At 38.1% G+C, this 25588-nt stretch carries 29 protein-coding genes; 10 read left to right on the top strand and 19 right to left on the bottom strand.

All coding sequences use genetic code 11. The features are described from left to right. Window positions 1-164: 164 nt before the first annotated feature. From MKY49_RS09110 to nagZ, 6 genes are all read right to left on the bottom strand, one after another. Window positions 165-1985 carry a sensor histidine kinase gene (locus MKY49_RS09110; protein ID WP_341386026.1) on the bottom strand — a complete coding sequence of 607 codons (1821 nt, stop codon included), beginning with the start codon at window positions 1983-1985 and terminating at the stop codon, window positions 165-167. Next, window positions 1982-2662, bottom strand: coding sequence for a response regulator transcription factor (locus MKY49_RS09105; RefSeq protein WP_312506270.1), 681 nt, complete (start codon window positions 2660-2662; stop codon window positions 1982-1984). Before MKY49_RS09105 ends, MKY49_RS09110 begins: the two co-directional genes overlap by 4 nt. Window positions 2663-3279: 617 nt before the next feature. Next, window positions 3280-4461 (bottom strand): NupC/NupG family nucleoside CNT transporter, encoded by a 1182-nt coding sequence (locus MKY49_RS09100; protein ID WP_322611705.1) that lies wholly within the window; start codon window positions 4459-4461, stop codon window positions 3280-3282. 114 nt (window positions 4462-4575) lie between these two features. After that, window positions 4576-5286, bottom strand: a complete 711-nt coding sequence (gene deoD, locus MKY49_RS09095) for a purine-nucleoside phosphorylase (protein WP_341386025.1) — start codon at window positions 5284-5286, stop codon at window positions 4576-4578. 205 nt (window positions 5287-5491) lie between these two features. Continuing rightward, window positions 5492-6931, bottom strand: coding sequence for a helix-turn-helix domain-containing protein (locus tag MKY49_RS09090; RefSeq protein WP_341386024.1), 1440 nt, complete (start codon window positions 6929-6931; stop codon window positions 5492-5494). Window positions 6932-6998: 67 nt separating this feature from the next. Further along, the gene (nagZ, locus tag MKY49_RS09085) at window positions 6999-8672 is read right to left on the bottom strand and encodes a beta-N-acetylhexosaminidase (protein ID WP_341386023.1); all 1674 of its coding nucleotides are present in this window, start codon (window positions 8670-8672) and stop codon (window positions 6999-7001) included. A gap of 192 nt (window positions 8673-8864) precedes the next feature. Between nagZ and MKY49_RS09080 the strand changes: the two genes are divergently transcribed. After that, on the top strand, window positions 8865-9260 hold the full coding sequence (locus tag MKY49_RS09080; protein ID WP_274796802.1) for a glucosamine 6-phosphate synthetase: 396 nt from the start codon (window positions 8865-8867) through the stop codon (window positions 9258-9260). Between the two features lie 1072 nt (window positions 9261-10332). Continuing rightward, window positions 10333-10536, top strand: coding sequence for a hypothetical protein (locus tag MKY49_RS09075; protein ID WP_341386021.1), 204 nt, complete (start codon window positions 10333-10335; stop codon window positions 10534-10536). Window positions 10537-10597: 61 nt separating this feature from the next. Here the strand turns inward: MKY49_RS09075 and MKY49_RS09070 are convergent, their stop codons facing one another. The 3 genes from MKY49_RS09070 to MKY49_RS09060 form a co-directional block, all read right to left on the bottom strand. Beyond that, window positions 10598-10906, bottom strand: a complete 309-nt coding sequence (locus MKY49_RS09070; RefSeq protein ID WP_274796801.1) for a hypothetical protein — start codon at window positions 10904-10906, stop codon at window positions 10598-10600. 65 nt (window positions 10907-10971) lie between these two features. Continuing rightward, window positions 10972-11505, bottom strand: a complete 534-nt coding sequence (locus MKY49_RS09065) for a GNAT family N-acetyltransferase (RefSeq protein ID WP_322605196.1) — start codon at window positions 11503-11505, stop codon at window positions 10972-10974. A gap of 107 nt (window positions 11506-11612) precedes the next feature. After that, window positions 11613-12482, bottom strand: a complete 870-nt coding sequence (locus tag MKY49_RS09060) for a GNAT family N-acetyltransferase (RefSeq protein WP_341386020.1) — start codon at window positions 12480-12482, stop codon at window positions 11613-11615. 280 nt (window positions 12483-12762) lie between these two features. Here MKY49_RS09060 and MKY49_RS09055 point away from each other — a divergent pair, with 280 nt between their 5' ends. Next, window positions 12763-13935, top strand: a complete 1173-nt coding sequence (locus MKY49_RS09055) for a multidrug effflux MFS transporter (RefSeq protein WP_341386918.1) — start codon at window positions 12763-12765, stop codon at window positions 13933-13935. Between the two features lie 97 nt (window positions 13936-14032). Here the strand turns inward: MKY49_RS09055 and MKY49_RS09050 are convergent, their stop codons facing one another. Next, window positions 14033-14530 (bottom strand): hypothetical protein, encoded by a 498-nt coding sequence (locus MKY49_RS09050; RefSeq protein WP_312506357.1) that lies wholly within the window; start codon window positions 14528-14530, stop codon window positions 14033-14035. Between the two features lie 96 nt (window positions 14531-14626). On the opposite strand from MKY49_RS09050, the gene MKY49_RS09045 reads away from it, so the two are divergent. Further along, entirely contained in the window at window positions 14627-15079 is a 453-nt protein-coding gene (locus MKY49_RS09045; RefSeq protein WP_274796799.1) for an NUDIX domain-containing protein, read from the top strand. Between the two features lie 32 nt (window positions 15080-15111). Here MKY49_RS09045 and MKY49_RS09040 read toward each other — a convergent pair whose 3' ends face one another. Both MKY49_RS09040 and MKY49_RS09035 read right to left on the bottom strand, forming a co-directional pair. Next, window positions 15112-15555, bottom strand: coding sequence for a GNAT family N-acetyltransferase (locus MKY49_RS09040; RefSeq protein ID WP_274796798.1), 444 nt, complete (start codon window positions 15553-15555; stop codon window positions 15112-15114). 10 nt (window positions 15556-15565) lie between these two features. Next, window positions 15566-15883, bottom strand: a complete 318-nt coding sequence (locus tag MKY49_RS09035; protein ID WP_341386019.1) for a MazG-like family protein — start codon at window positions 15881-15883, stop codon at window positions 15566-15568. Window positions 15884-16124: 241 nt separating this feature from the next. On the opposite strand from MKY49_RS09035, the gene MKY49_RS09030 reads away from it, so the two are divergent. Beyond that, window positions 16125-16700, top strand: a complete 576-nt coding sequence (locus MKY49_RS09030) for an LOG family protein (RefSeq protein ID WP_341386018.1) — start codon at window positions 16125-16127, stop codon at window positions 16698-16700. Between the two features lie 78 nt (window positions 16701-16778). Here the strand turns inward: MKY49_RS09030 and MKY49_RS09025 are convergent, their stop codons facing one another. Beyond that, entirely contained in the window at window positions 16779-16976 is a 198-nt protein-coding gene (locus tag MKY49_RS09025) for a transmembrane Fragile-X-F protein (RefSeq protein ID WP_274796795.1), read from the bottom strand. Between the two features lie 116 nt (window positions 16977-17092). Between MKY49_RS09025 and MKY49_RS09020 the strand changes: the two genes are divergently transcribed. From MKY49_RS09020 to MKY49_RS09010, 3 genes are all read left to right on the top strand, one after another. Beyond that, window positions 17093-18070, top strand: a complete 978-nt coding sequence (locus tag MKY49_RS09020) for a dimethylarginine dimethylaminohydrolase family protein (protein ID WP_341386017.1) — start codon at window positions 17093-17095, stop codon at window positions 18068-18070. Between the two features lie 105 nt (window positions 18071-18175). After that, window positions 18176-18421, top strand: coding sequence for a YkuS family protein (locus MKY49_RS09015; protein ID WP_274796792.1), 246 nt, complete (start codon window positions 18176-18178; stop codon window positions 18419-18421). Window positions 18422-18564: 143 nt separating this feature from the next. Further along, window positions 18565-19731: a Ger(x)C family spore germination protein gene (locus MKY49_RS09010; protein WP_312506285.1), complete on the top strand. Its 1167-nt coding sequence runs from the start codon at window positions 18565-18567 to the stop codon at window positions 19729-19731. A gap of 44 nt (window positions 19732-19775) precedes the next feature. Here MKY49_RS09010 and MKY49_RS09005 read toward each other — a convergent pair whose 3' ends face one another. The 5 genes from MKY49_RS09005 to MKY49_RS08985 all read right to left on the bottom strand — a co-directional run bounded on the left by MKY49_RS09005 (window position 19776) and on the right by MKY49_RS08985 (window position 23146). Beyond that, window positions 19776-20435 carry an MBL fold metallo-hydrolase gene (locus MKY49_RS09005; RefSeq protein ID WP_312506286.1) on the bottom strand — a complete coding sequence of 220 codons (660 nt, stop codon included), beginning with the start codon at window positions 20433-20435 and terminating at the stop codon, window positions 19776-19778. Between the two features lie 143 nt (window positions 20436-20578). After that, window positions 20579-21733: an MFS transporter gene (locus tag MKY49_RS09000; protein WP_341386016.1), complete on the bottom strand. Its 1155-nt coding sequence runs from the start codon at window positions 21731-21733 to the stop codon at window positions 20579-20581. 189 nt (window positions 21734-21922) lie between these two features. Further along, window positions 21923-22075: a hypothetical protein gene (locus MKY49_RS08995; protein ID WP_274797401.1), complete on the bottom strand. Its 153-nt coding sequence runs from the start codon at window positions 22073-22075 to the stop codon at window positions 21923-21925. Window positions 22076-22147: 72 nt separating this feature from the next. Continuing rightward, window positions 22148-22300, bottom strand: a complete 153-nt coding sequence (locus MKY49_RS08990) for a hypothetical protein (RefSeq protein ID WP_274796788.1) — start codon at window positions 22298-22300, stop codon at window positions 22148-22150. 294 nt (window positions 22301-22594) lie between these two features. Continuing rightward, window positions 22595-23146 (bottom strand): hypothetical protein, encoded by a 552-nt coding sequence (locus MKY49_RS08985; protein ID WP_341386015.1) that lies wholly within the window; start codon window positions 23144-23146, stop codon window positions 22595-22597. 529 nt (window positions 23147-23675) lie between these two features. On the opposite strand from MKY49_RS08985, the gene MKY49_RS08980 reads away from it, so the two are divergent. Together MKY49_RS08980 and MKY49_RS08975 are read left to right on the top strand one after the other, a co-directional pair. Next, the gene (locus tag MKY49_RS08980) at window positions 23676-24158 is read left to right on the top strand and encodes an Ltp family lipoprotein (RefSeq protein WP_396631742.1); all 483 of its coding nucleotides are present in this window, start codon (window positions 23676-23678) and stop codon (window positions 24156-24158) included. Window positions 24159-24479: 321 nt separating this feature from the next. Beyond that, a complete protein-coding gene (locus MKY49_RS08975) occupies window positions 24480-24662 on the top strand; it encodes a hypothetical protein (RefSeq protein ID WP_274796786.1) in 183 nt (60 codons plus the stop codon). Between the two features lie 262 nt (window positions 24663-24924). Here the strand turns inward: MKY49_RS08975 and MKY49_RS08970 are convergent, their stop codons facing one another. Then, window positions 24925-25056: a hypothetical protein gene (locus MKY49_RS08970; RefSeq protein ID WP_341386013.1), complete on the bottom strand. Its 132-nt coding sequence runs from the start codon at window positions 25054-25056 to the stop codon at window positions 24925-24927. Between the last annotated feature and the right edge of the window lie 532 nt (window positions 25057-25588).

Raw genomic sequence — 25588 nt, 5'->3', positions numbered from 1 at the left:
GATTCGAAATGAAACTTCATTTAAATTGAAATTACTTTTGGCCAGCTGATGGAAAAGTGACCATAAGTAGAAAATTTCACACAATTAATTTTCAATGTAATATCTTTGCTACAATTAAAAAAGCTCATACAAAAGGTTTATAAAACCGTTTGTATGAGCTTGTCTCACTCTTTTATTGGTAAATAAAAATAAAATTCTACACCATCGGATGTATTGCAAACACCGTATTCAACTCCATGGAGCATTAATATATTTTTTGAAATTGCCAGTCCCAAGCCAGTTCCACCTTCAGATCTTTTTCTAGAAGCATCAATTCTGTAAAAGCGCTCCCAAATTTTCTCTAAATGATCTTTTTCAATTTGAGCCCCCTTATTCTCAACACTAACTCTTACCTGTTTCCCTTCTGCCTCAATCGTCACAATTATACTTTCTTGCGCAGGCGAGTACCGAATAGCATTCGTCAAAAAATTCATAAGAACCTGCTCGATACGGCGTTGGTTAGCAACTACTTCAATCTGTAATAAGTGGGTCTCAACTCGTAATTGTTTTTGCTCAATTTCAGGCATAAGTTTTTGGCAAATTTCTTCTAACAGCGAATGGATATAAAAAGCATCCATTTGTATTTTATACGTACCCGATTCATACTTTGCTAATTCAAGCATATCGATAATCAATAAATCCATCTTATCCACTTCTTGTTCCAATGCATCGAAGTAATATTCTTTCTTATGATTTGCAACATTTCCTCTCAATATTGTTATGCAGCTTTTCATAATACTTAAGGGTGTTTTTAACTCATGTGATACACCAGAAATAAATTCTTTTCGCGTATTCTCTAGCTTTTTTTCCTTTTCAATATCTTGCTGTAGCTGGTCAATATACATACTTAATCTGTTCGAAAGTACATTGATATTCCTTGATAAATCTCCAATCTCATCCTGTGAATGAACAGCAATTGTCTCAGAAAAATCTAAATTTGCTATTTTCTCTGTAGTACGGTTGATTCTCAATAACGGCTTGGCTATTTTCACTGAATAGTAAAAAGATGCCAATAATATCAATATAAAAACAAAAGCAACAATGTAAATATAATATTCCTCAATCATTTGAACAGCTTCATCCACTGGCTGAAGTGAAGCCATTGAAAATATATAGGAGTTTGTTTCATCAGATTTTGTTATTAAAATTTTGTACTTAATGTCGTTTTGTACATAATTACTATGTTGAGTAGTAAAATTATGAAAATCCAGTTCATTTAATAATATCTTATTTTGAAAATCTTTAATTTGCTCTAAAAATAGTGAATTAGAATAAATAATATTGGATAAATTATTACTCTGTGGAAATTGAAAATGAATAATTTTACCCTCCAGATGAACCATATCTGAATTTTCATTCGAGGTATATAATTCCTTTAGCTTTTCCCTCGGTCTCCCTATTTTTTTATAAAGTAAGTTATTCCTGTAGGTTAAAGATTTTTCCAATAGATTAGGGTTTGTATATGTTTCATTTTCTATTATCATTTCAATTGGAGTTAATTGCGACTCTTTTAGTATTCCGATTAAATTTACTTGACTATTCTTCAACAATGATTCCGATAACTGGACCGGATTTTCTCCATCAATGACATATAAAGGAACTTTTATTGTTTTCAATCCAACCATAGTTTGATAATCCTCATGCAATTGCACTTCAATATAGAAATCATCCTCATGCTTTAAATGACCGGACTGATCCAATATTGTAATCCAAGCATTATTTTCATCAGTAAAATCCCTCACTAACTGTTGAATTTTCGTCATGTCATGACTATTTTTTTGATACTCTTTTTCAAATACAGTTAAATTGGATTCTAAATCTCCTACTTTTTTATTGATATAAAATTGTTTGAAGAATATGGTTTGCCCTACAAAAATGGTAGCCAAGATAAGTACACACAGCATAGTGGTTAGTAAAAACAACTTATATACAATTCCTCGCTTCATTGTATATCCTCGAATTTATATCCTGTTCGAACGATCGTTTTTATACAAGTAGAATGGTCTCCTAATTTGTTTCGCAAATTTCGCATGTGACTATTAAGTGTTCGGTCATCTCCAAAATATTCATAGCCCCATATTTTGGTTATAATCTGATCTCTCGTTATAACAATCCCTTTATTTTCCATTAAATATAAAAGCATTTCATATTCTGTATGCGTCAAAGAAATCTCTTTATTATTCACTTGTACAGTCCTAGAAGGTATATGAATTTTGATGCCACCACTTTCCATACAGTCACCTGCTACATCATTTTTTTGCTCCCGATGATGTAACAGTCTTTTAGAACGTGCCAATAAAACGAGTGGATTGTATGGTTTCGTCACATAATCATCGGCTCCCAATTCAAAGCCTAGTAATGTGTCATCTTCATCTGCACGAGCAGTCAACATGATAATCGGGATATTTGAAGTTTTCCGTATGCGACGGCATATCGTCCATCCATCCAATTTTGGTAGCATAATATCTAAAATAATTAAACTCAGCTCATTTTCTTGAAAAACCTGCAGTGCCTCTTCACCATCTTTAGCTTCTAACACTGAATAACCTGCATTCAAGAAATAATCTTTAAGAATCTCTCTTAAAATATCCTCATCTTCTATAATTAATATCGGATCAACCATTTTTATCCCCTGCTTAATTATTAAATGTTCTATTTACATATTCATATTAAGCGAGTGAGTAATTAGAATCAACGACATTGCTAGGATCTTTATTTAATCTTCATATCGGGATTATCGAAAAATAAAAGAGACATACATATTTACAGAACAGAACACCCAATAGTGGACACTTTAAAAAAAGTGTTCCTATTCATCAACGCAGACAAATTGAAGCGAATCCGAATGTCGCTTTAGTATCTAATCGTGCCGTTTCAAACCTATGGTGGAAAAGGAAACACAGGTCGTCCGCGAACTTTAGACAACGCACTGTTGGAATCACTCTTTGGGCATTTGAAATAGATTATTAAGAAGCAGAAAGTTTAGCAGAATTACATACACTTGTGATGGATTATATGAATCATTACAACCACAAAAAAAAGCATTAGACATTAAAAAAGATGACCCCAGCAACTTACCGAAGTCATCTGATCGCAGCGTATGAACAACTACATCCCTTTTTATTAAACTGTCTACAAAATAGAATGCAGTTCACTTGGTAGAATCTTATCCTTTATTTTCTGAATTTCCAATTCAATGAATTGTCCAATTTTCATTGGTGCCTATAATTATGAATCTCCTTAAAATACAATGCCGATAATGATCGCCGAGAGAACGCTTACAAGGGAGGCACCGTAGAGCAATTTTAATCCAAAACGAGCCACTACATTGCCTTGCTTTTCGTTTAACCCTTTTACTGCACCTACAATCGTACCAATGGAACCAAAGTTAGCAAAGGATATAAGGAAAACAGAGACAATGGCTGCTGTACGCTCACTTAAGCTATCTTGGATTTTAACGAAGTCAAGCATGGCAACAAATTCATTGGCCACCAGCTTTGTCGCCATAATACTACCAGCATTAACAGCCTCATGCCATGGTACACCCATAACAAAGGCAACCGGTGCGAAAACATAGCCTAGAATGCCCTGGAATGAGATGCCGAAAATCCCGTTAAATAGGCCATTAATCAAGGCAATTAAGCCAACAAATCCTACCAACATGACCCCAACGATGATGGCTACTTTAAAACCATCCATAATATATTCGCCTAGCATTTCAAAAAACGTTTGCTTTTCGCCTTCCTGCACTTCAATTATATCTTCCTCCGCTTGCACTTCATACGGGTTAATGATGGAGGCAATGATGAAACCACCAAATAAATTTAATAAGAGTGCTGCCACGACATACTTGGGCTCTAGCATCGTCATATAGGAGCCAACAATGGACATCGAAACGGTTGACATAGCTGAAGCACATAAAGTATACAGACGATGTTTCGGTAAAAATCCAATTTGGTTTTTCACCGAAATAAATACTTCATTTTGGCCTACTATTGCAGCTGCCACCGCATTATAGGATTCTAGTTTTCCCATGCCATTAATTTTACTTAGGACTAACCCAATATACTTGATAATAAACGGCAGAATTTTATAATGTTGCAATATTCCGATGATAGCGGACATAAAAACAATCGGCATTAAAACAAAAAGGAAAAATGTATGAGCGCCTTCATTAGCCATCCCACCGAATACAAAATTAGTGCCTTCATTCGCATACTCCAGTAATTTGGCAAAACTATCCGCAAAACCTTTAATTAAAAATTCACCAATTCCCGTTTTAAGTAAAAGAAAGCCTAGCACAAATTGGATTACAATCATCACCATGATGGGGCGATATTTAATCTTTTTCTTATTATTACTTGCAACCCATGCTAAGAATAGAACTAGAATTAGACCTACTATAGAAATTAAAAAATGCATCTTGTCCCCTCCGTAACTAACAATCTTTATAACGTAATGTGAATGTTTTTCCTTCCATATTAATCCTAGTTCTAGAATAATTGCTAAAGGACTTCCACAAATCTACCGCTTTCCTTACGATTCATCGATGATTGTATTAAGTGCAACGTCAACCATTTCATAAAAGGATTTTTCACTTTCTTCGTGGGTTAAGCATTCATTTGTTAATAATTGACTACCTACCGTCAAAATCGATAATGCCTGTACCCCGTATTTAGCAGCTAGTGTATAGAGGGCCGTGCTTTCCATTTCTACACCTAATACACCGAATTCCATAAACTTGTGAAGCCTGTCTAATGTTTCACGATAAAATTCATCAGAATTATAAATGTTGCCCACAAAGACATTACCTTTTTTACCTTGCGCTTGTTGATAGGCCTTCATTAACAGGGAAAAATCGGCTGTTGGTGCATAATTATTTCCGTAGAATATTTTTTCCGTCAAATTACTATCTGAGGACACTGCCTGGGCTAAAATAATATCACGGATATTAATGTCCTTTTGCATCGCCCCACATGTACCGATTCGAATCAATTTTTTCACGCCATAATCATTGACCAATTCCGTCCCGTATATACTCATCGATGGATTGCCCATTCCTGTCCCCTGAACAGAAATTGACACACCTTTGTACATGCCTGTATAACCATACATCCCTCTTACTTCGTTATAACAATAAGCCGTCTCTAAAAAATGCTCCGCAACAAATCTTGCGCGTAAAGGATCTCCAGGCAGCAATACTCGCTCAGCTATTTCTCCCTTTTTTGCACCTAAATGTCTACTCATCTTTAACCCTCCAAGTCCTGTCAATGTATCTCAAATATAATTAGGTAACCGTTTTCATTTACCGATAAAAAAATACTCATAGCCATTTCCAAACAAATTTTCCCTAAATAGAAATCCGTTCAAAAACTACTATGAGTATAAGATTTTTTTATCTCGACAAACTAGACCAGAATGTTACGGAGTGTACGGGAAATAATTGACCAAATTACTGAAGCAATTCTTTCCGAATATTGTCTAAATCTCTTTTGGAAGGGATTGTTGAAATAATAACAACTGGCACTGTTGATAAGACAACAGGGAAATTACTTATAACAAAATCAATGTCGTGCAGCTGTACCATTTCGTCGGTTAGCCCCTTCATAATGGAAGTGATAATGATTAATTGGTCCCCAATTTCATTCTTGATCAAGTTGGCAATGTAATGGCGGATTGAAAACTCCTCTCCGATAACCAAAAATGCTCTTTTACTTTTATAGCGAAGTCCCGAACGAACAAGTAAGGTGAGTTTGGTTAAATGAAAGTCATTATAAAGCACTGAGGGGTATGCTTTTTGCCACTTTTGCATACAGTTCTGCATAGTTTGATAAATCTGTTGACACTCGATTTGAACATAGTTTGTTAAATTACTTTTTGAAATCGCCATCCATTCAGGAATGGCATTATCGATTAACAGCTTGGCAAGGAACTCATAGACCTCTAAGATAAACCGCTCATTCATCTCAAGATGGGGATAAGCCTTTGCCAACAATGTGAACAACTGTTGGCCCATTTGATCGACTTCTTTATTTTTATATAATTCGATTTCTTTCCTCGGCGTCATGTCTGACTCTTCATAATAATGATACTGGCTAATACTAAAGAGAGACTGCAGAAAAAACATTTCACTTTTTGGTAATTCAATTGAATATCTATCTTCCAGTGTCTTCGCAAGGGCTTTTATTGGCAAATAGAAAAATGCCTGTTCCCAATGATAATTACTCTTTGTCACTTTTACATAGTTCCCTGTTTTCACTCTTTCAAGGACAATCGCAACTAAAAAAGATAATTTCCTTTTAGCATTGATAAAATAAACGATGTTTTGTTCATGCTCAATTTTCGTAATTAATTGATGGATCACATCATAGTCACTATTCGTAAATGGCCATCCTGTAAATTCATAGGCATCACCATATAGCTTCCAATAAAAATATCGGATATTTAATTCATTTCCCTTGATGGCTGGTGTCGAGTATGTAATGCGTATTTTATATGGCTTCAGATCATGATTATTTAACTGCATAATGAGTTTTTTCAAAGAGGAGGTGCTCATAAACATAGCTTCCGCGAGCTCCTCCATTGACCACTGATCCCCATTTGTAAACAATACATTCATTAGTCGATAAAAGATGGTTTGCCTGTACATGCTAGAAACCACTTCACTAACGGTTGTACTACTTCGCCCATCTCGTTGTAGAAAAATTCCCTTCCCTCTAGAAACCTCAATCGTCATCGCTGTCGGCAATTGCCCATTGATTTCCTCAACTAACTTTCGGATGGTTTTATCTGAAATATGGAGGCTTTTTTCAACCTCCGCTAAGGTAAACCATCTTTGTTCAGAATCCAGCAAAGTTAATAATGTACTAGCTAATTTGAAATCCTTATCCATGTTTTCACCCCTATCCTGCACTCACAAAAAGGAACATACATGGCAAACTGTATGTCCCTCCCTATCTTTATTTCATATACATATTCAATACTTTTTCAATGTCTGTATTGAGCCTGTTAATATCAACAGCTTTCACAGGTTGATTGGCAAGCTGATACTTTTGCTTCAGCGCAATGATTCTTCGGACGCTGTCATCAATGCGATCCTCTGTTATCTCTCCCTTGTTGACGGCTGCCTTCACAGCTTGGATCGCTGCTGTCACATTTGCATACTCATGGGCAATTAAAATAACATCACTACCCGCCTTCACAGAATCTACGGCTGCCCGTCCGATATCAAAATGGTTGGTAATGGCTTTCATGGTCATATCATCCGTCATTACTACACCGTCAAAGTCGAGCTGCTCTCTTAACATACCTGTAATAACGTCCTTCGACATCGATGAAGGATACTGTGGATCAATCTTAGGTAATAAGATATGAGCAACCATCACGACATCAGCACCGTTATCAATGGCTGCTTTAAATGGCACAAGTTCTAGTTGATTCAAATCGTCCAAACTTTTTGTGACCTTAGGCAATTCTAAATGGGAATCTACCGCCGTATCCCCATGACCGGGAAAATGCTTGACAACAGGAATGACCTGCTTAGATTCTAGTCCTTTCATGGTTTCTATGCCTAATTTGCTGACGATATCAGGAACATTGGAAAACGAGCGATCACCGATAATGGGATTGTTCGGATTGCTATTGACGTCCAGTACAGGGGCAAAATCAAGATTAAAGCCGAACGCCTTTAGTTGTTCCCCTAGTAATTGACCCACCGCAAATGACAATGATGATTGATTGATGTCACCAATTCTTTGGTTCGTTGGGAAATTTTTTAAAGGTCCAGGTAAACGGACAACCTTTCCACCCTCTTGATCTGTTCCTAGAAAAAGTGGTAGCTGATTATTTACATTTGCAGCCATTAAGGCATTCATGAGTGTGACAGTTTGCTGTGGTGTTTCAAGATTATTGCCATACAGTATCAAACCGCCCACTTTGTAGTCGTGAATGAGACTTGTCGTCTCCTGCTGGAGCGTCGTACCTGAAACGCCTGCAAACATCATTTGCCCGATTTTTTCATCCAATGTCATTTGTTCTACTGTATCTGTTACTTGTTCAGTTAGTTCTGTATAGACCGAAATATGATGCACGACAGGATTAGCATCGCTGTCAGTTGGTTTTGGTAAGATCCATTTTAACTGATACTTGTCATTCACTTGATAGACAAAAATAATTTGATTGGTCGTTGGGTCCTGATAGTAGCGAACCTCATCCGGTTCCCCTAACTTGTTTTTAATATCTGTAAGATGAATTTTCTTCATATCTTCTTTGAATGAACGAATATCAAAGGCCTTTGAACCTTGATAGCCGATGGTCACATCCTGATACTCTTCGTATTGTCCATTCGCTGACTCCGTTACTTGCAGAGGTTTTCCCCATTGCGCATGAACCGTCTGTTGATCGGCTTCTCCCGCAGCAAAGGGGACTTCTGGCACTCTTCCCTCTTGCGCTAAACGGGCTATATCCTGCACGATGTCCCCCACATTCTCAGACACATCCTCTTGGACTGCGCTGGACTCAGAATTTCTTGTCGTTGTTTGTGTGCCTGGCCTTAATTTCATGCCGAAAAAAAGGAACAGACCTATTAACATGAGCACGAGAACTAGGAGCAGACCGCGTCTTCTTTTATGCATAAAAAACCTCCTTCACTCATCCAAAATGACTATCTCTAAACAAAACTACTAGCTAACGTTAACATAACCACTCTATGAATTCAAAACATGTGAAATCAACAAAATTGTTACCCCCATTAGAAAATATTATCGTAAGCTAGCAAAAATACAAAGGAAGATGTTAAAATATTCTCATAAAGGGGGATGCAACGCATGGGGAAATTAAGCAAAAGAAATATATTGTGGATTGTGCCTATTGGTATTTTAGGGGTATTCTGGTACTTTTATGGTCCACAAAAGGATATTACTGACAATGAATATATTACATACGTAAAAAACTATTCCTATGAAAATAGTACAAAAACATTAGAGAGCGCCTTTGCCTCTGCCTGCGACAATCCATATTGGGTTTATTTCGAAACCCAAAAGGGCCAAGACGTGGTAGAGTTCGAGGGAAATTGCCCCGTTAACAATGAAGTAGCCAAAGTGAATATGCAATTTCTTGTAGACAACGCCATCACCAACGTCCAATCAGGTGCAATGCTGGTCGATAGTAAAATGCAAGAGGAAACAGATCGCGATCAATTTCTGCTAGCCCTTGTTCAATAAAAGATAGACGCCCTTATAGTGAGACTATAAGGGTCTTTTTGTGTACCGAGGATGGCAAGTGATGGATAGCTCAGGTAATGTGGCGGATAGAACGGGCAAAGTGGTGGATAGAATCCTGAAAGTGACGGATAGAACACTCAATGTGATGGATAACCCTGCACAATCGCGATAAAACATGCAAAGTGATGGATAGAATGCTGAAAGTGACGGTTAGCTCAAGGAAAGTGATCGATAGAACACTCAATGTGATGGATAACCCTGCGCAATCGCGATCAAACATGGAAAGTGACGGATAGAATGCTTAATGTGGCGGATAGCTCAAGGAAAGTGATCGATAGAACACTCAATGTGATGGATAAACCTGCACAATCACGATCAAACATGGAAAGTGACGGATAGAATGCTTAATGTGGCGGATAGCTCAAGGAAAGTGATCGATAGAACACTCAATGTGATGGATAACCCTGCGCAATCGCGATCAAACATGCAAAGTGACGGATAGAACACTCAATGTGGCGGATAGATCGGCGAAAGAAGTAGCGGATAGAACACTTAATGTGACGGTTAGCTTGGGGAATCTGGCGGATAGAGCGTCCAATTTAATCAATAGCTCGGGCAGAATGATAGATTGCGCTAAGGAACCGGAGAAGGTAAGCGAATTAGTGGATAGAATCCTGAAAATAGCGGATAGAACACTCAATGTGGCGGATAGAATGCTTAATGTGACGGTTAGCTTGGGGAATCTGGCGGATAGAATGCTTAATGTGGGTTAGCTTGGGGAATCTGGCGGATAGAGCGTCCAATTTAATCAATAGCTCGGGCAGAATGATAGATTGCGCTAAGGAACCGGAGAAGGTAAGCGAATTAGTGGATAGAATCCTGAAAATAGCGGATAGAACACTCAATGTGATGGATAACCCTGCGCAATCGCGATCAAACATGCAAAGTGATGGATAGAATGCTTCATGTGACGGTTAGCTTGGGGAATCTAGCGGATAGAGCGTCCAATTTAATCGATAGCTCGGGCAGAACGATAGATTGCGCTAAGGAACCGGAGAAGGTAAGCGAATTAGTGGATAGAATCCTGAAAGTAGCGGATAGAGCGCTCAATGTGGCGGATAGCTCGGCGAATGTGGCGGATAGAATGCTTATTGTGACGGTTAGCTTGGGGAAAGTAGCGGATAGAGCGCTCAATTTAATCGATAGCTCAGCGAATGTTGCGGATAGAATGCTTAATGTGACGGATAGCAGGCTCAGATTACTGGATAGCGCATAAAAAGAAGTCTTCTTCTCAAAATAAAAACCCATGTATTGAACATACATGGGTTGAGCTGCTATTAACAATTTTCTGTGGAATAGGAGGACTTTAAAATAGTCCGTTCAATTAGTCTTATTTCGTTATTTAGCTTCGCAATCGCCGCTTCAATTTGTTGATAGCGCTCCATTTGGTTGATCTTCTCGGTTGGTATTGTCTCTTTTAAAGCGGCCTGCCCTGCGTATAAGCTTGCTAGTAAATCTAGCTTCTGAAAATAAGCTGTGCTGTATTGCTCCATAACACCTAGCTCCTCTTCTGTTACATTTTCAAGAACGAATGAATTATTGTTCATATAAGCACTATAACCGAAAATCTCAACCTCAAAACTCACCCTAATTCATTATTTATTATCCACAATTCAGTAAAAAAGTATTCTTTCACTTTACCAAAGCTAAACTATTCATCTTTTTTTAACAAAGAATAGATAAACGTATCATAAGCTTGTCCGTTTTGATATATATAATCCCTCAATATACCTTCTTCCTGAAACCCTAGTTTCCTGAGTAGCTGATTGGATGCTTCATTTGCTAAAAAGACAACAGCTCCGATGCGATTCAAATTCATCGTCTCAAAGCCATAGGTAATCACTTTTTGCACAGCTTCTTTTGTATAGCCTTGTCGCCAGTAATCAGGATGAATTTCATAGCCTATTTCTGCTCGTTGATGCGCCGCCGACCATAAATGAAACCCAATTGTCCCAATAATTTCATTTGAATCCTTATGTTCAATGCCCCAACGAATCCCACGTTTTTCTTCAAAGTTTTTGGCAAAATGCTTGATTAATTCATCAGCCTGTTGCTTATCGACAAATGGCTCCTGCCCATAATAGCGTGTGACCTCCTGATTTGAAAAGCAACGAAAAATCGCACCTACATCGTCCTCTTTGAGTTCTCTTAATCTAAGTCTGTCTGTTTCTAAAATTGGAAACATTATGTCCTCCCCTTCCTCTACCCTCCATACCATTCTCTACCATTCCTTTAAAATCCTTTATTGACAACAAAAAAAAGCGCAGCCTGCAATTAGGCTCGCACTTTTTATTAACCAAATGCTTGTGCTGCAAGAGCAAATAATGTTTGATTGCGAGTAGGCATTTTTTTGGCATTGCGGATCATGACAGGTGGTGTTGCAGCCAATGTAAAACCACTTTGTTGTAAAAATGGCCAAAGCTCCTTTTGGATAGACGGACAGTCGATACGTAATTTCCCGTTATGACCCTTAGCCAATTCTTTAATAATATTCTGCGCTATTTCCTTATTTGGCGCTACGATGGGTCCTAATAGAAGATAAATGGGTCCTTGAATCGTTAGACCGTACCCAATCAATTGGTTGTGCTCATTTTTCACAACAACACAGCGCTGGGACTGCCGAATTCTTTCCCGCAAAAAGAGTTCTCTACGATCCCCAAATGCTCCTGCATCAAGCTTGACCAGCTGTTCAAATTCCGCTTCTTGAAATTCTTTAATCATGACAAAAGAATCAACGTCCCTTGTCGTCTCTACAAAGTTGTCTGCTAAATATTTATGTACATGCTCAACCGTCCTAAAGCCCATTTTTTCATATAAAGGCTCTCCCTCTTTTGTTGCTACAAGGATAATGGTTGTTTCCTTTGAAACATGATCGATACAAGCTTGTGTAACAACTCTACCTAAGCCAAAACCTCTGCATTGCTCATGCACAATTACCATGCCAATGGAAGCTACATTTGTATCATAGTTCGTTATAGCTGCACATGAAACAATTTTTCCTTCCTTATTTTTATGACCGACTATTCGACCAGCTGCCATGATTGTCTTAATTTCGTGAGCATCATAGTCCCACCCAACAGAAGCCGATAGCTCGATTAATCCTTGAATATCCTTAGCCGTCAATTCTGTGAGCTGAAATACATCTTCACTTTGTAATGTCAATTTTGTTCCTCCTCTACATTTAAAGAACGTTTGTTCTATTTTACATAATTCCCCTTCCATGTACAAGCAATTTCTTTTAGGTTTAGCAATTATTCCTATTTAAATATTGTAAAATGGCTTATAATAGGGACCAGACTATGCACTCCTACTTCAAGCATATAAAGGTGATTTCAACATGACATCCTATGAACGTATACTGATAATGGTCCCGCCGTTTCCCTAGCTACGCAATCTACTTGTAATAGCACAAAGTAGAATTTGCTTGTAGGAGGGCAATATGTTGAAAAAACAGGCAGTACCATCTTTATTGTTAATGATTGTTCTTGTGGCTTTTCCACAAATTAGTGAAACTATTTATACACCATCTCTACCGGATATTGCAGCTGCACTTGGTGTCTCCAATAGCGCTATCCAATTCACCTTAAGCATCTATTTTATTGGCTTTGCATTAGGAGTTTTTGGCTGGGGATGGATTTCTGATATCATTGGTCGCCGCCCTGCCATGTTAGGCGGTCTCCTTTTTTATGGAATTGGGAGCTTACTTTGTTTTTATGCAGAGACACTTCCCTTTCTAATAGGAAGTCGATTTATTCAAGCGTTCGGGGCTGCTACTGGCTCTATTATTACGCAGACCATTTTGCGTGAAAGTGTAACGGGTAGTCAACGACACGCCATGTTTGCACAAATTTCAGCCGTCATAGCCTTTACCCCTGCGGTAGGGCCACTGATTGGTGGATGGGTGGATCAAGCAATAGGCTTTCGGGCTGTGTTTTTTGTTCTTGTTGTGATGAGTATGTTGTTGTTCATCTATGCTTATTGCAGGCTACCTGAAACAACAAATCCTGCAGCAAGACAAAGAATAGCGATTTGGCCTGTCGTCAAACGCCTTTGCGCTTCACCAACCGTTCTTGTTTATGGATTACTCATCGGAGGCATCAATGGTGTGCTATTTAGCTACTATGCTGAAGCACCTTTTATCTTCATCGAGCATTTCAAGATAACACCTGGCCTATATGGGTTTCTGGGCATCATCGTTGCACTGGCTTCGATCATTGGAGCCATGATCTCAAAGCGACTTGTCAAAAATCATCCACCACAATGGATCATTCACGTTGGTTGTTTGGTGATGCTAATAGGTGCACTTCTTTTAACAATTATCTGTAGTGTACCAATGCACGTAACAATACTGGCGATAGGCATAATGCTAACCGTTTTTCTAATGCTACTCGGTGCTGGCATTGCACTTCCTAATTGTCTAAGTCTTGCATTAGTAGACTTTCAGGATGTTATCGGTACAGCCGGCGCTATTTTTAGTCTTGGCTATTACCTATTAGTCAGTGCCATTACATCGGGCATGAGTTTACTACACAACGGTTCTTTACTGACAATGCCACTTTACTTCTTGGGTCTATCCCTGACGATGTGGCTTTGTGGGAGAAAATATATTCAATAGCAACTTCAATCCATAATGGATGATAGCGGGCATCCAATGACGATAACACAAATGAGCCACCTTAAATTATTTTAAGGTGGCTTCTCCTTCGATCGCATTACTGAAAATAATAATCCACTACTTGTTGTGCGGAATGGAAAACTTTATTGCTTTGCGTTTTATAGAGAAATGTTGGTTGATTACAGGCTTTCTCGAGGCTTTTTGCTTGCTTTAGTTTATCGGTCATTTGCTCAATAATATCGGTATAGCCATCGAGCTGATTGGATATTTTAGGTAGCATTATTGGTGAAATGTCCAAAACAATGGATACTTGATCCTCTGCATAGCTATTTAAATTGATAAAAAAGCACTCTTCCAAATGCTTTGAATGTTTATCCACATTAATAACAGCTTCTTGAAAATTAGCAATTAAGCCTGTTGACGTTTTTTTAATCGTAAAGCCTTGCTGCGTTAAATGCTGTTCAACGAGACTTAAAAACTGTTCTACCTCTGCATCAAGCTTCGGTCTAACAGTTGATTGAATTAAGTCATCGCATTTCTGATAAATTGTATCGATTTCAGCCTGTTTGTCTACAAGAATTTTAAAATTGGACATTGAATACACGCTTTATCTCCCCTTTTTACTAAGGTAGACATTCATGAAGCGTTTTAGTCATGATCCATGTAAAAATAACATTAAAAGGAGAATCCTATGATAAGAAATTCGGTTAAAGCCATCATTATTGTGAACGGGGAAATCTTACTAACAAAAAATCAAGATCCGGAGGGCTTTTTTTATCTTTTCCCGGGAGGCGGACAAGAGCATGGAGAGACCTTTCATGAAGCACTGCAAAGAGAATGTCTTGAAGAAATTGGCTCCTCTGTTCAGATTGGAGAGCTTCTATTTATCCGAGAATATATCGGCAAAAACCATGAGCATGCTGCCTTTGATGCTGATGCACACCAAGTAGAATACTATTTTTTATGCCAGTTAAATGGGGTCTCCTGTCAGCCAACGAATCCCGATAGCCATCAAATCGGAACAGAATGGCTACCCATCGAAATGCTACATACGAAGAGACTTTATCCAAAAGCATTCATCGAACCATTACAACAATTTATCCGTGGACAAAAAACAACAATTTACTTGGGTGACATCAATTAAATAGGCTGCCTATTGAAATAGACAGCCCTTTCTTATGTCAGTAGCTTTACCATTGTATAATAGCTGCTACCTGGCGGATAATCTTTAATTTCTCCTACAACACGATAGCCTTGTGTTTCATAAAATGTTCGCGCTTGGAATTCAAAGGTTGTCAACAGTGCTTTCGTTGCTCCCATATCCTTAGCAATTCCCTCAGCCTGTGCCAGTAGCTTTTTGCCCAAACCTTTCCCTCGATATTCTTCACAAAACCAAAATTTATGTATTTCCAGCCAACCCCAGTAGACCTCAGCTGTTATCCCACCAATCCATTGTTGCTGGTCATCAGTGACGATCAGGTGTAAAGGCTGAACTGCACCCTTCTGCCTACTTTCTCGGTGATAAGAGGAATGCTCATTGTTAAATGTTCGAATCTTTTCTGCTAAAAAGTTTGTAAACTCATCATGCTCTTCACGTAGAATTTCCACTTGATACTCCATTGCTCTCCTCCTAATCCTGATAGCGTTTTAACAGCTTGTCTTGATGAGCAGCAAATATGTCCTCTAGGGGAATATCATATTGATTTGCAATGACAATAATATTCCCTATCACATCGCCAAGCTCTTCCTTTAGCTCTTGTTTATTTTCCTCATGGGATGCTATTTTTTCATCTGGTCGGTCTCTACCAATTTCTAATGCTCGAATAGCTCTTGCAACTTCGCCTGTTTCTTCTGCCAAAAACCCAATACGTGTAAAAATATTGAGCTCAGACCAACCCCGTTCTTCATAATAATCCTTCACCCAACGTTGAAACTCATTTAATTGCATGATCTTTTCCTCCATTCCTTTCCACTTCAAAATAAATTATACTATTAATTGCGGCTCGGCGTAATGATTGTCCAGATTTTTCAAGCTTGCTCAAAGCTCCTCTACTAAATCTGTGACATCCACCTGAGACCTATCTTATTTCAGTAGTTTTTTCATTGAGCAGATCAAGGATGCTTCGCTTTCGCTCGAAAAACCGTGCTGAACCAAGATAATCGAATGATTAGATATGGAGGAATCAACTATGAAAAGTATCGCAGTATTTTGTGGGTCCAGTATCGGCGCTTCTGATGCCTATCGTGAAGGGGCTATCCGCCTAGGTAAAGAATTAGCAAAGCGCCACATTACTCTCGTATATGGAGGTGCTAGTGTCGGAATTATGGCTACAGTAGCAAATACGGTTCTACAAGAAGGTGGAAAGGTTATTGGGGTGATTCCGACATTATTAGAGGAACGTGAGATTGCTCATCAGCAGCTATCCGAGTTAATCGTTGTCAATACGATGCATGAACGAAAGAGTAAAATGATGGAACTAGCAGATGGTTTCATCGCCCTACCTGGAGGCCCAGGAACATTAGAGGAATTTTTTGAAGTGTTTACTTGGAATCAAATCGGCTTGCATCAAAAGCCTTGTGCTATTTTCAATATCGAGGGCTATTTCGATTTATTAATTTCATTTTTTGACCATATGCAACAGGAACAATTTTTAAAAGCGCAATATCGAGAGGCACTTATTGTTGACGAGGACGTGGCAGCACTATTAGATAAATGTGAAAGCTTTGTTCCAACCGCTATAAAAACCTATGAACTTAGCAAATAATTACGAAGTGGTAAGATTCGTTCCAATTGGACGGAGCTTACCACTTTTTAGTTCCCGATTAAGCATCCAATCAATAGGTTAAAGACCTGCCCTCTTTTGTCGTTTTTTCACTGCTACTACACCAATCAGCACAGCGACGAGCTTCACCACCAATAGTAGTACATACAAACTAATTGAGATAATGGCAGGTAATAAAACTAGCCACCATGACCATGCTATGACATCTGTCCATTTTAATACAACCAAAACGATGGTCAACACTTCTGCAATGCCCATCTTTTCACCACCTTACTACCTTTCTTGACTATGTAGTTACTATATAGCTTAGGATAAGGACACAACGGAGAATATAGTTCACTCTTTTTCTCCATCATACAACAGGAGGAAGTACGATGACGAATATTTTTGTAAAAAGTGAGTTTGCTCCTTTAAAGAGAGTGGTAATGGCTCAATCAGAATTTGCTTTTCCCTCAAAAGACGAGTTAACAGATGATGAATTTTTAACTGAAGAAACGTTAGCACTCTATGCTGGTGTCGATACGAAGGGTAAAAATTATAAAGATGTTTTTCCAGAAAGACAGCAGCAATGGGAATTGGAACGTCTTAATTTAAAGAAAGTTTTAGAAAAGTATGGGGTTGAAGTCCATACTCCAAGACTTTTAACAGACTATGAAAAGGAATTAGGAAAAGAGGACGGCTATAGCAATTTCTTTGTCCGAGATCCGTTTTTCACCATTGGTCCATTGTTACTCGAAGGCTCACTTCGATTTCCCCATAGACGCAATGAAATTTTGCCGGTGCGTCATCTTTTAGCACAGGAGGCAAATGAAAATCAATGTTACTATGTCTCTATTCCAAAGCCAGATATGGCAGAAGGACAAGCGTCAGAAGCGGGTCCCTTTTTAGAGGGAGGCGATGTCTTAGTTTTAGATAAAATAATTTTCGTTGGAAATTCAGGACTAGCTTCCAATCAAAATGGCGTTCAATGGCTACGTAATTTAGCGAGTAACTTCGATTATACTGTAGTTGAAGTTCCGCTTCATCCAACCATTCTTCATTTAGACTGTGCTCTTAGCTTGGTAAGAAACGGACTTATGATTGTTTGTGAGGAAGCCTTTTTAGATGGTATTCCTGAACAGCTAAAGGATTGGGATAAAATTTACGTTTCCTTAGAAGATGCGGCACGCCTTGCTACCAATGGTTTACCTGTTAATGAACAGGTTTATATTACAGATAAAGAATTTACATGGATTGGTGAACAATTAGAACAAAAAGGGATCACAGTCGAATATGTTGATTTTAAAATTTCACGAAGCTTCGGAGGTTCTTTTAGATGTAGTACACAGCCACTATTAAGAACAGAGCGCTAAACTCATGTTGTGAAGAAAGCAGGAAATTATCCATCTTCCTTTAAAAAATAATATGAATAATGAGCAACCTGAAATGGCACATTATTTATAGGAGGTGGACGAAAAATGTCTAGAATTATTGGTGTGGAACAATCATTATCTAATATTGAGGATGCTTTAAAAGCAAAAGGCTATGAAGTGATCCAGCTTCGCAATGAAGAGGATGCCAAAAAATGTGATGCCTGTATCATTACAGGTCAGGATCGAGACGTGATGGGAATTAGTGATCCAGTCATGGCTGGTCCAGTCATCGACGCGGATGGGCTTTCAGCAAACGAAGTTGTTCAACGCGTTGAGAAATACTTTCATTAACTGAGTAAGTCAGTGCTGCCACAGCATCTTGTTGACTGTAGGCAGCACTTTTCTATTCCATTCTCCTACATACTATCTTACTTATAATATACTCATTTTTTGTCCAAACTAATGTACACGACCTTTAAAAAGTAGGGAGACATATGAGTCAAAAAAATATAGTAGTGGCTATGTTCATGTTTACTATTACACTCCTGTTATCAGGCTGTTGGGATGTCACAGAGCCACAACGAATGTACTATGTGCAAGGTGTTGGAGTAGATTATAAAGACAATGAATATACTGTATACTTACAAATTATTAACTTTGCCACTGTAGCTAAAACAGAAACAGCAAATCCTCAAGCAGCGCCTACCGAAATAGGGAAAGCTACGGGCAAAACTATTGAAGAGGCTATTTATAAATTATATCGTTCGATGGACCAAGAAGTGTTTTGGGGGCATATGACCTTTCTTCTTTTCTCAGATAATGCTATGCGTGATGAGCATGCCATTTCTGTTATCGACACATTTTTGCGTTTTCGAGAAACCCGATATCATATTTGGGTCTACTGTACAGATGACTCGATTGAGGATGTGTTATTAGTTTCTCCATTATTAGAGAAATCACCAACCTCTGCTAAACTAAGTAACCCTAAAAATACAGCGAAGCAAGAGTCATTTGTAGAGCCTGTCAATTTAAGGCAGCTAGTGATCGGTTTAAATGAGCCAAACCATGAAATGAAGGTTCCTTACATTACCATTAATGAAAGCTGGGAAACAATAGATGGGCAAGAAAAAGAAACCTATTTTGCAGGTGTGGGTATTCTCTCAAAGGACAGCTTCAAAGGCTATTTAAAAGGGACATCTGCTCGAGGGATCGAATGGATGAATGATGCAACAAAACAAGGCGAAATTACCTTTGAATTAGCAAATAACGAAAAAGATGATTACCTAACTGTTGATATAAAAAAATTAGATGTCAGAGTTAAACCAATCGTCACTAATAGCCAAGTACGGTTTGAAGTCGTTTTAAAATTTGATACAGTCTTAAATGGCTTTAAAGGCAAGCTAGATCCAGATCAGGTAAGAAAAAAGGTTTCAGAGGAAGTCAAAAAAGAAATTATGGGTACCTTTGAGGAAGGCCTAAAAATGGATGCAGATGTCTTTCGTTTATCGGAATATTTATACCGTGATAACGTGAAAGCATGGAAAAAACTAGAGAAGAATGGCAAAATTCCATTAAATAAAGATTCCATTAGTAAAATCGATATTCATATCAATAAAGTAAGCCCTGGCCGTAAAACATTCCAAGAGACCATTACAGAATAATCAAAAATGACCAGCCTTTTGAAAATTTAAGGCTGGTCTTTATACTATATCAGGATCTTTTTCAGCTGATGGTCAATATCTCCCCTACTAGCTCCACCGTGATAGCAAACAACCGTTTCAATATCTAGATCTACATATTTCTGTAAAGAAAGACGCGCTTCCTCTAAATGTAACACAGTTGGCTCGTGTATACCCTCAAGGTGGCCATCTACACTATACATTGAATCCCCTGCAACTAATGTTTTACTTTGTGTTAAATAGAGGCTAATATGACCAGGCGTATGTCCTGGTGTATGAATAACGCGAATTCCACCGCAAAACGGTAATTCTTCCCCATCACTCAACTCTACATCGACCCTACCCTTTGGGGGATTCACTAGTTGACCATCTTTCAATAGTGGCAACTCCCCTTGAATATAAGGCTTATCAAGGGCATGAGCATAAACATGTATATCCTGTCCACACTCCTGCAAAATATCAGGAAGACAACCGATATGATCCACATCCTGATGTGTTAAAATAACCGCTTTCAGTTGATCCAAAGACACGCCCACCTGTGCCATTGCCTCACGTAACGCATCCATTTGCCCTGGAAAGCCTGCATCCATTAACACAGCCATATTCTGATCCCACACCAACATCGGATGAATGATGAACCCTTGATAGTTCAGCTCTAGCATTTTGACACCCTTTGCAATTAGCATAGCTACCACCTACCTCGCCTTGTCATTTAATTAAAAATGTTACATAGCTAGTGTTCTGTGTTCTACACTCAATTTCCTGCCTCATATGTCGTTTATGTAATAAAAGGACCAGACACTCTTTTCGATGTGGCTGGTCCTTATGATTACATGTTCTTGTTTCTTTTATAATCTCTATATACTAATAAGACGACTAAAAGGAAGCTTAAGCTAACAAGACGGAAAATCGTTTCTAAACTCATCCATTCTGCTAGAATCCCTAGTACAAAGGCACTCATGCCAACTCCAACATCGAAGCTTGAAAGAAAAGTAGCATTGGCTGCTCCGCTTTTTGCTTCACTTACTTTTTGAACAGTCCATGTTTGTAAACACGGCATAACGGTTCCATAACCTGCACCAAATAAAATTGCCGAGATCATAAGACTTCCATTATTTGTTGTATAAGACAGCACAATCAATGATAAAAATCCTAGCGTTGCTGACACAATGATGATCGACCATGGTCCGTTCCGATCAAACCATTTTCCTGTAAATGGGCGTAGTAAAGTGGAAACAATTGCATTGATGAGAAAGAATAAAAAGATATGATTTAATCCTTTTTGTTCTCCGTACAGCACTAAAAAGGTAATGATCGCGCCAAATCCAAGTGTCGTCACTATAGTTAGTAATGCTTGAAACCATACATCTTTTTCAAAAATCGCTTCCATAAAACGAAATGGCTGCTTTTCATGTTGAATAGGTGTCACTGATTGAACAAATGGAAGTACGATGACAGCTAATACACAAAGTAAGGCAGAAGACCAAATGAGTGTATGGAAGGAAAAAGAATGGTAGATAAGAATCCCAAGACTCGGTGCAACAATTGCTCCGACTGTTGTTGAAATGGAGAAATACCCCATACCTTCTCCTAATTTAGCTTTAGGAATACTATCGACAGCCATTGTACTATTAGTTGTAGTGGAAACCCCCCAAGCCGTTCCATGGACTAGCCGTAACAGAAGGAAAAGCCAAATATTATTAAGAAAAGGATACAACATCGTAATGATTAATAACGATATACATGCACCTATCGCTAGATTTTTTCGCTGATGATCGATTAAATAGTAACCGATAAAAGGTCTGATAATAATTGCGCCTATTGTAAACACAGTCGTTACCAACCCTACTTGCATCGGGTTGGCGTTTAAACTTACTAAATAGGCCGGTAAAATTGGCAGTAACATTTCAAATCCTATAAAAATCAAAAAATTACTTATAAATAGAAAAAGAAATGACGGTGTAAAAATTTGTTGTTTATTCATTTTTAAATTCCTCGCTTCTAATTATTTTGCTAAATTAGAAGCGTTTGGAACACTGAAACATTCCTAAATTGCCTTAGTTTTTTCAGCAATCAACTCACCCTTTCTAAACGTTAATCCCAACAAAAAAGACGCCATAAAAACCGGCGTCTAGGAATTTCTATCGATCATCCATTTTTTTACTTTTTTCATCTATGATAATAGACAGGCAAAAAGCTTCCGGTTACTATGTTTAATATGGCATTTACTTAAAAAACCACAGACTGGTCCCTTTGACAAAAAATCATCTAATTGTAAAAATGTCTTTACTTCAATTGCCATTGTTCTGTACACCATTTCCATCACTTTTTGCCTCCTCTCTTAAAATTCACATTCCTTATAATTTAATACAAGTTTAGCATAAAAGCAAATTTAACTTTAATGCACAACGGTTGCATATGATTGCGGTACAATATATCCCACCTTACGAGGTGCTACTACATTTTTCTTTTCAACATTTTTTATTTCACCCTCTACAGACTTTTTCACGGGTGTTTCCAAAAGCTCAAACATCGACATTTGTTTACTCATAGACATCCCCCCCTCTATGAACTTAAAAGGTACTGAACGTTCGCAATTTGCTGCTTATCATATATATGTGGAACAAGCTGAATTTATACTATGAAATTTGTTGTTGTATAAGTTTAGTCAAACATAAAGCGAGTGACATTGTTCATCACCCGCTTTTGGTTACTTACTTATTAGTACATTATTTACGATCATCTATAAATTTCGTTCAGTTTCCCCGTTCCATAATTTAAAGTGAACTTCATACGAAGCTCCACCCTCCATATGGTTTGAAACATCTGTTACATCAAGTATTTCTTACAGGTGAATTGACTTTATCCTATTTGCCTCGATTGTTAGATGATAGGGACCCGCTATATTCATAAGTGTCGTCATACGCATGTCATCTTCCAAGTAACTAGATTCTAAAAACTCTAAATCAAATGATACAGCTTCATTGCTTCGATTATGTAATGCAAGCTCACATTCACCCATCATTAAGTCTTTACCCAACATTTCAAAATCACAGGTACCATCTCCATTGTAGGATATGGCCATTATGCCACTAGCAAAGGTTTCTTGATAGGCCGTAATGAGTAAATAAGGTAAACATGCATAGAGGATCACGACCAAACCAATTGTTCGAAAAAAATATTTGGTTATGCTCCTACCAATTAAAATGATAGCAACTATAAACAAAACCGAACCGATGATACCAAGCATCCTAAATCCATCTTTCGTTTGGATTGGAAATGACATAAATGAAGATTGAGCATAGATCATTTCGCTGTTAGGATATGGGAAAAACAGACACATACATATACCTAATATAACAATCCCGCTAATGAACGCTATTTTATTTTTAATCATTCTCTATCTCCTCGACCAAGAAGACAGAGAATTTGTTTGTTGATTCTGCACAATTACCACCTATCACCAGATGGCTAGGTGATTTCATATAGACCATTTTCTCGCTCCCTTTTATACACATACATACCTATTTTAACATATATATCCTTAATAATAAATCATGCCTAATATGTTGAGCGTAGCTTTAGTCTTAAGGTTGAAAGATAACACTGTCCAGAAATTTTTTTCGATAAGTGGAATTTTTACTAAATTTGTATGTACTTTTACCATCAAATTACCTAAAATGTAAAATAGGGGGAGGATGATAAAGATGGATGATTTATTTTTGATAATCTCGATAATGAGTTTTGTGGCAATTTTTATTTTCGTGATTTTATCAATTGTTAAATTTGCCAAAAAAGATAGTATAAAAGGTAAAAAACAAATCAAATTTGCTGGTATTTCAGTAGCCGTCATGATTGCTTCATTTATTGGGTTTGTCTCAACAACTGATTCAACTGAAACTTCCAAAGATAAGGGTAATGAAACAATTGAAACTACAGCAAAACCTAAGGAAGAAACACCTGAAGAAAAAGCTACACGAGAAGCCAAAGAAGCTGAAGAAAAAGTAGTAGCTGAACAGAAAGCTAAAGAGAATGCGGAGGCAAAGGCTAAAGCAGATGCAGAAGCCAAAGCTAAAGCAGAAGCTAAGGCTAAAGAGGAAAGTGTCCCACGAGAATATAAATCTGCCTTAAAGAAAGCAGAACAATATGCGAAAAATATGCAAATGTCAAAGGCAGGTATTTATGACCAATTAACATCGGAATACGGGGAGAAATTCCCAGCAGAAGCCGCTCAATATGCTATTGATAACATTGTTTTTGATTGGAAAGAAAACGCATTGAAAAAAGCCCAAACATACGCAAAAATGATGAGTATGTCAAATTCGGCAATTTACGAGCAGTTGATTTCTGAATATGGAGAAAAATTCACTCCTGAAGAAGCGCAGTATGCAATAGATAATTTAAAATAAATACAAACCTTATAATATGTAGTGAACCTAAAAAGTGAGACTTTAACCAGAATGGAATTTTCCATTCTGGTTTTTTCTTTTATTCAATACACATCCAAGATTACTTTTTATTGTAGTATTAATCTGACTTTCACCATTTTTAAGACCTTGCTTTACTAGTATTTTTTATCATACTGGCTTTAGTAAGCTATTGGCGGTCCATACTTTATGTAAAAAAACCATCGATCATCAAGTGGTCGAAAATGAAATTAACGTGTTTAGTTGAAATTAACAGGGATATTTTATTGGATAAGTTAAATACTATCTGTAGGAGGTGTCGAAATGAAAAGAGATAAAAAAAATACAGAATTTGCAACAGACGAGCCAACAAAACAAACATTTTCAAGAGATGCAGACCCAGGTACTAGTAAAAAACGTAATGAGCGTGAAGGACAATCTGACACTGCTCACCCACATGAAGACCTTATTATTAACGAGAAAAAGGGCAAATCAACTTCATTATAATCTAAGATTAATTCGCGTTTTATCTATTTTGACCACCCATCATGAGTGGTCTTTTTCTTTTTATCTGACTATTGCTTATGCTTATTAAGACCTTGCATCAACTTTTTTGATAACTAAAAGATTATTGTACGGAAATGAAAATCTCGAAATGATATCTATATTTTTATTTGGAGCGGGTTCCTCACTTTTTGGAGCGCTTTTTGCCTTTTTGGAGCGGGTCAGCTGCTGTTTGGATCACCTTGCTCACTAGTTGGAGCGGGTTTCACACTTTTTGGAGCGCCTTTCTGCCTTTTTGGAGCGGGTCAGCTGCTGTTTGGATCACCTTGCTCCCAAATTGGAGCGGGTCAACTGCTTTTTGGATCACCCCACGCTCTAGTTGGAGCGGGTTCCTCACTTTATGGAGCGCCTTCTATCGAATTTGGAGTGATTCACCTGCTATTTGGATCACCTCACGCTCTAATTGGAGCGGGTTTCACACTTCATGGAGCGCTTTTCATTCATTTTGGAGCGGGTCAACTGCTTTTTGGATCACCCCACGCCCTAGTTGGAGCGGGTTTCACACTTTTTGGAGCTCTTTCCAGCATTTTTGGAGCGCCACACCTGCTATTTGGATCACCTCACGCCCTAGTTGAGCGGGTTCCACTCTTGATGGAGCGCTTTCCACCCTTTTTGGAGCGCCACACCTGCTTTTTGGATCACCTTGCACCCTAATTGGAGCAGGTCAACTGCTGTTTGGATCACTTCACGCCCTAGTTGGAGCGGGTTCTACTCTTGATGGAGCGCTTTTCATTCATTTTGGAGCGCCACAACTGCTTTTTGGATCACCTCACGCCCTAGTTGGAGCGGGTTCCTCACTTTTTGGAGCGCCTTTCATTCATTTTGGAGCGCCACACCTGCTGTTTGGATCACCTTGCTCCCTAGATGGA

This window comes from Lysinibacillus sp. FSL M8-0134, from assembly GCF_038069745.1.
GTDB classification, from domain to species: Bacteria; Bacillota; Bacilli; order Bacillales_A; family Planococcaceae; genus Lysinibacillus; species Lysinibacillus irui.
This window is presented reverse-complemented; position numbering and strand designations above follow the sequence as displayed.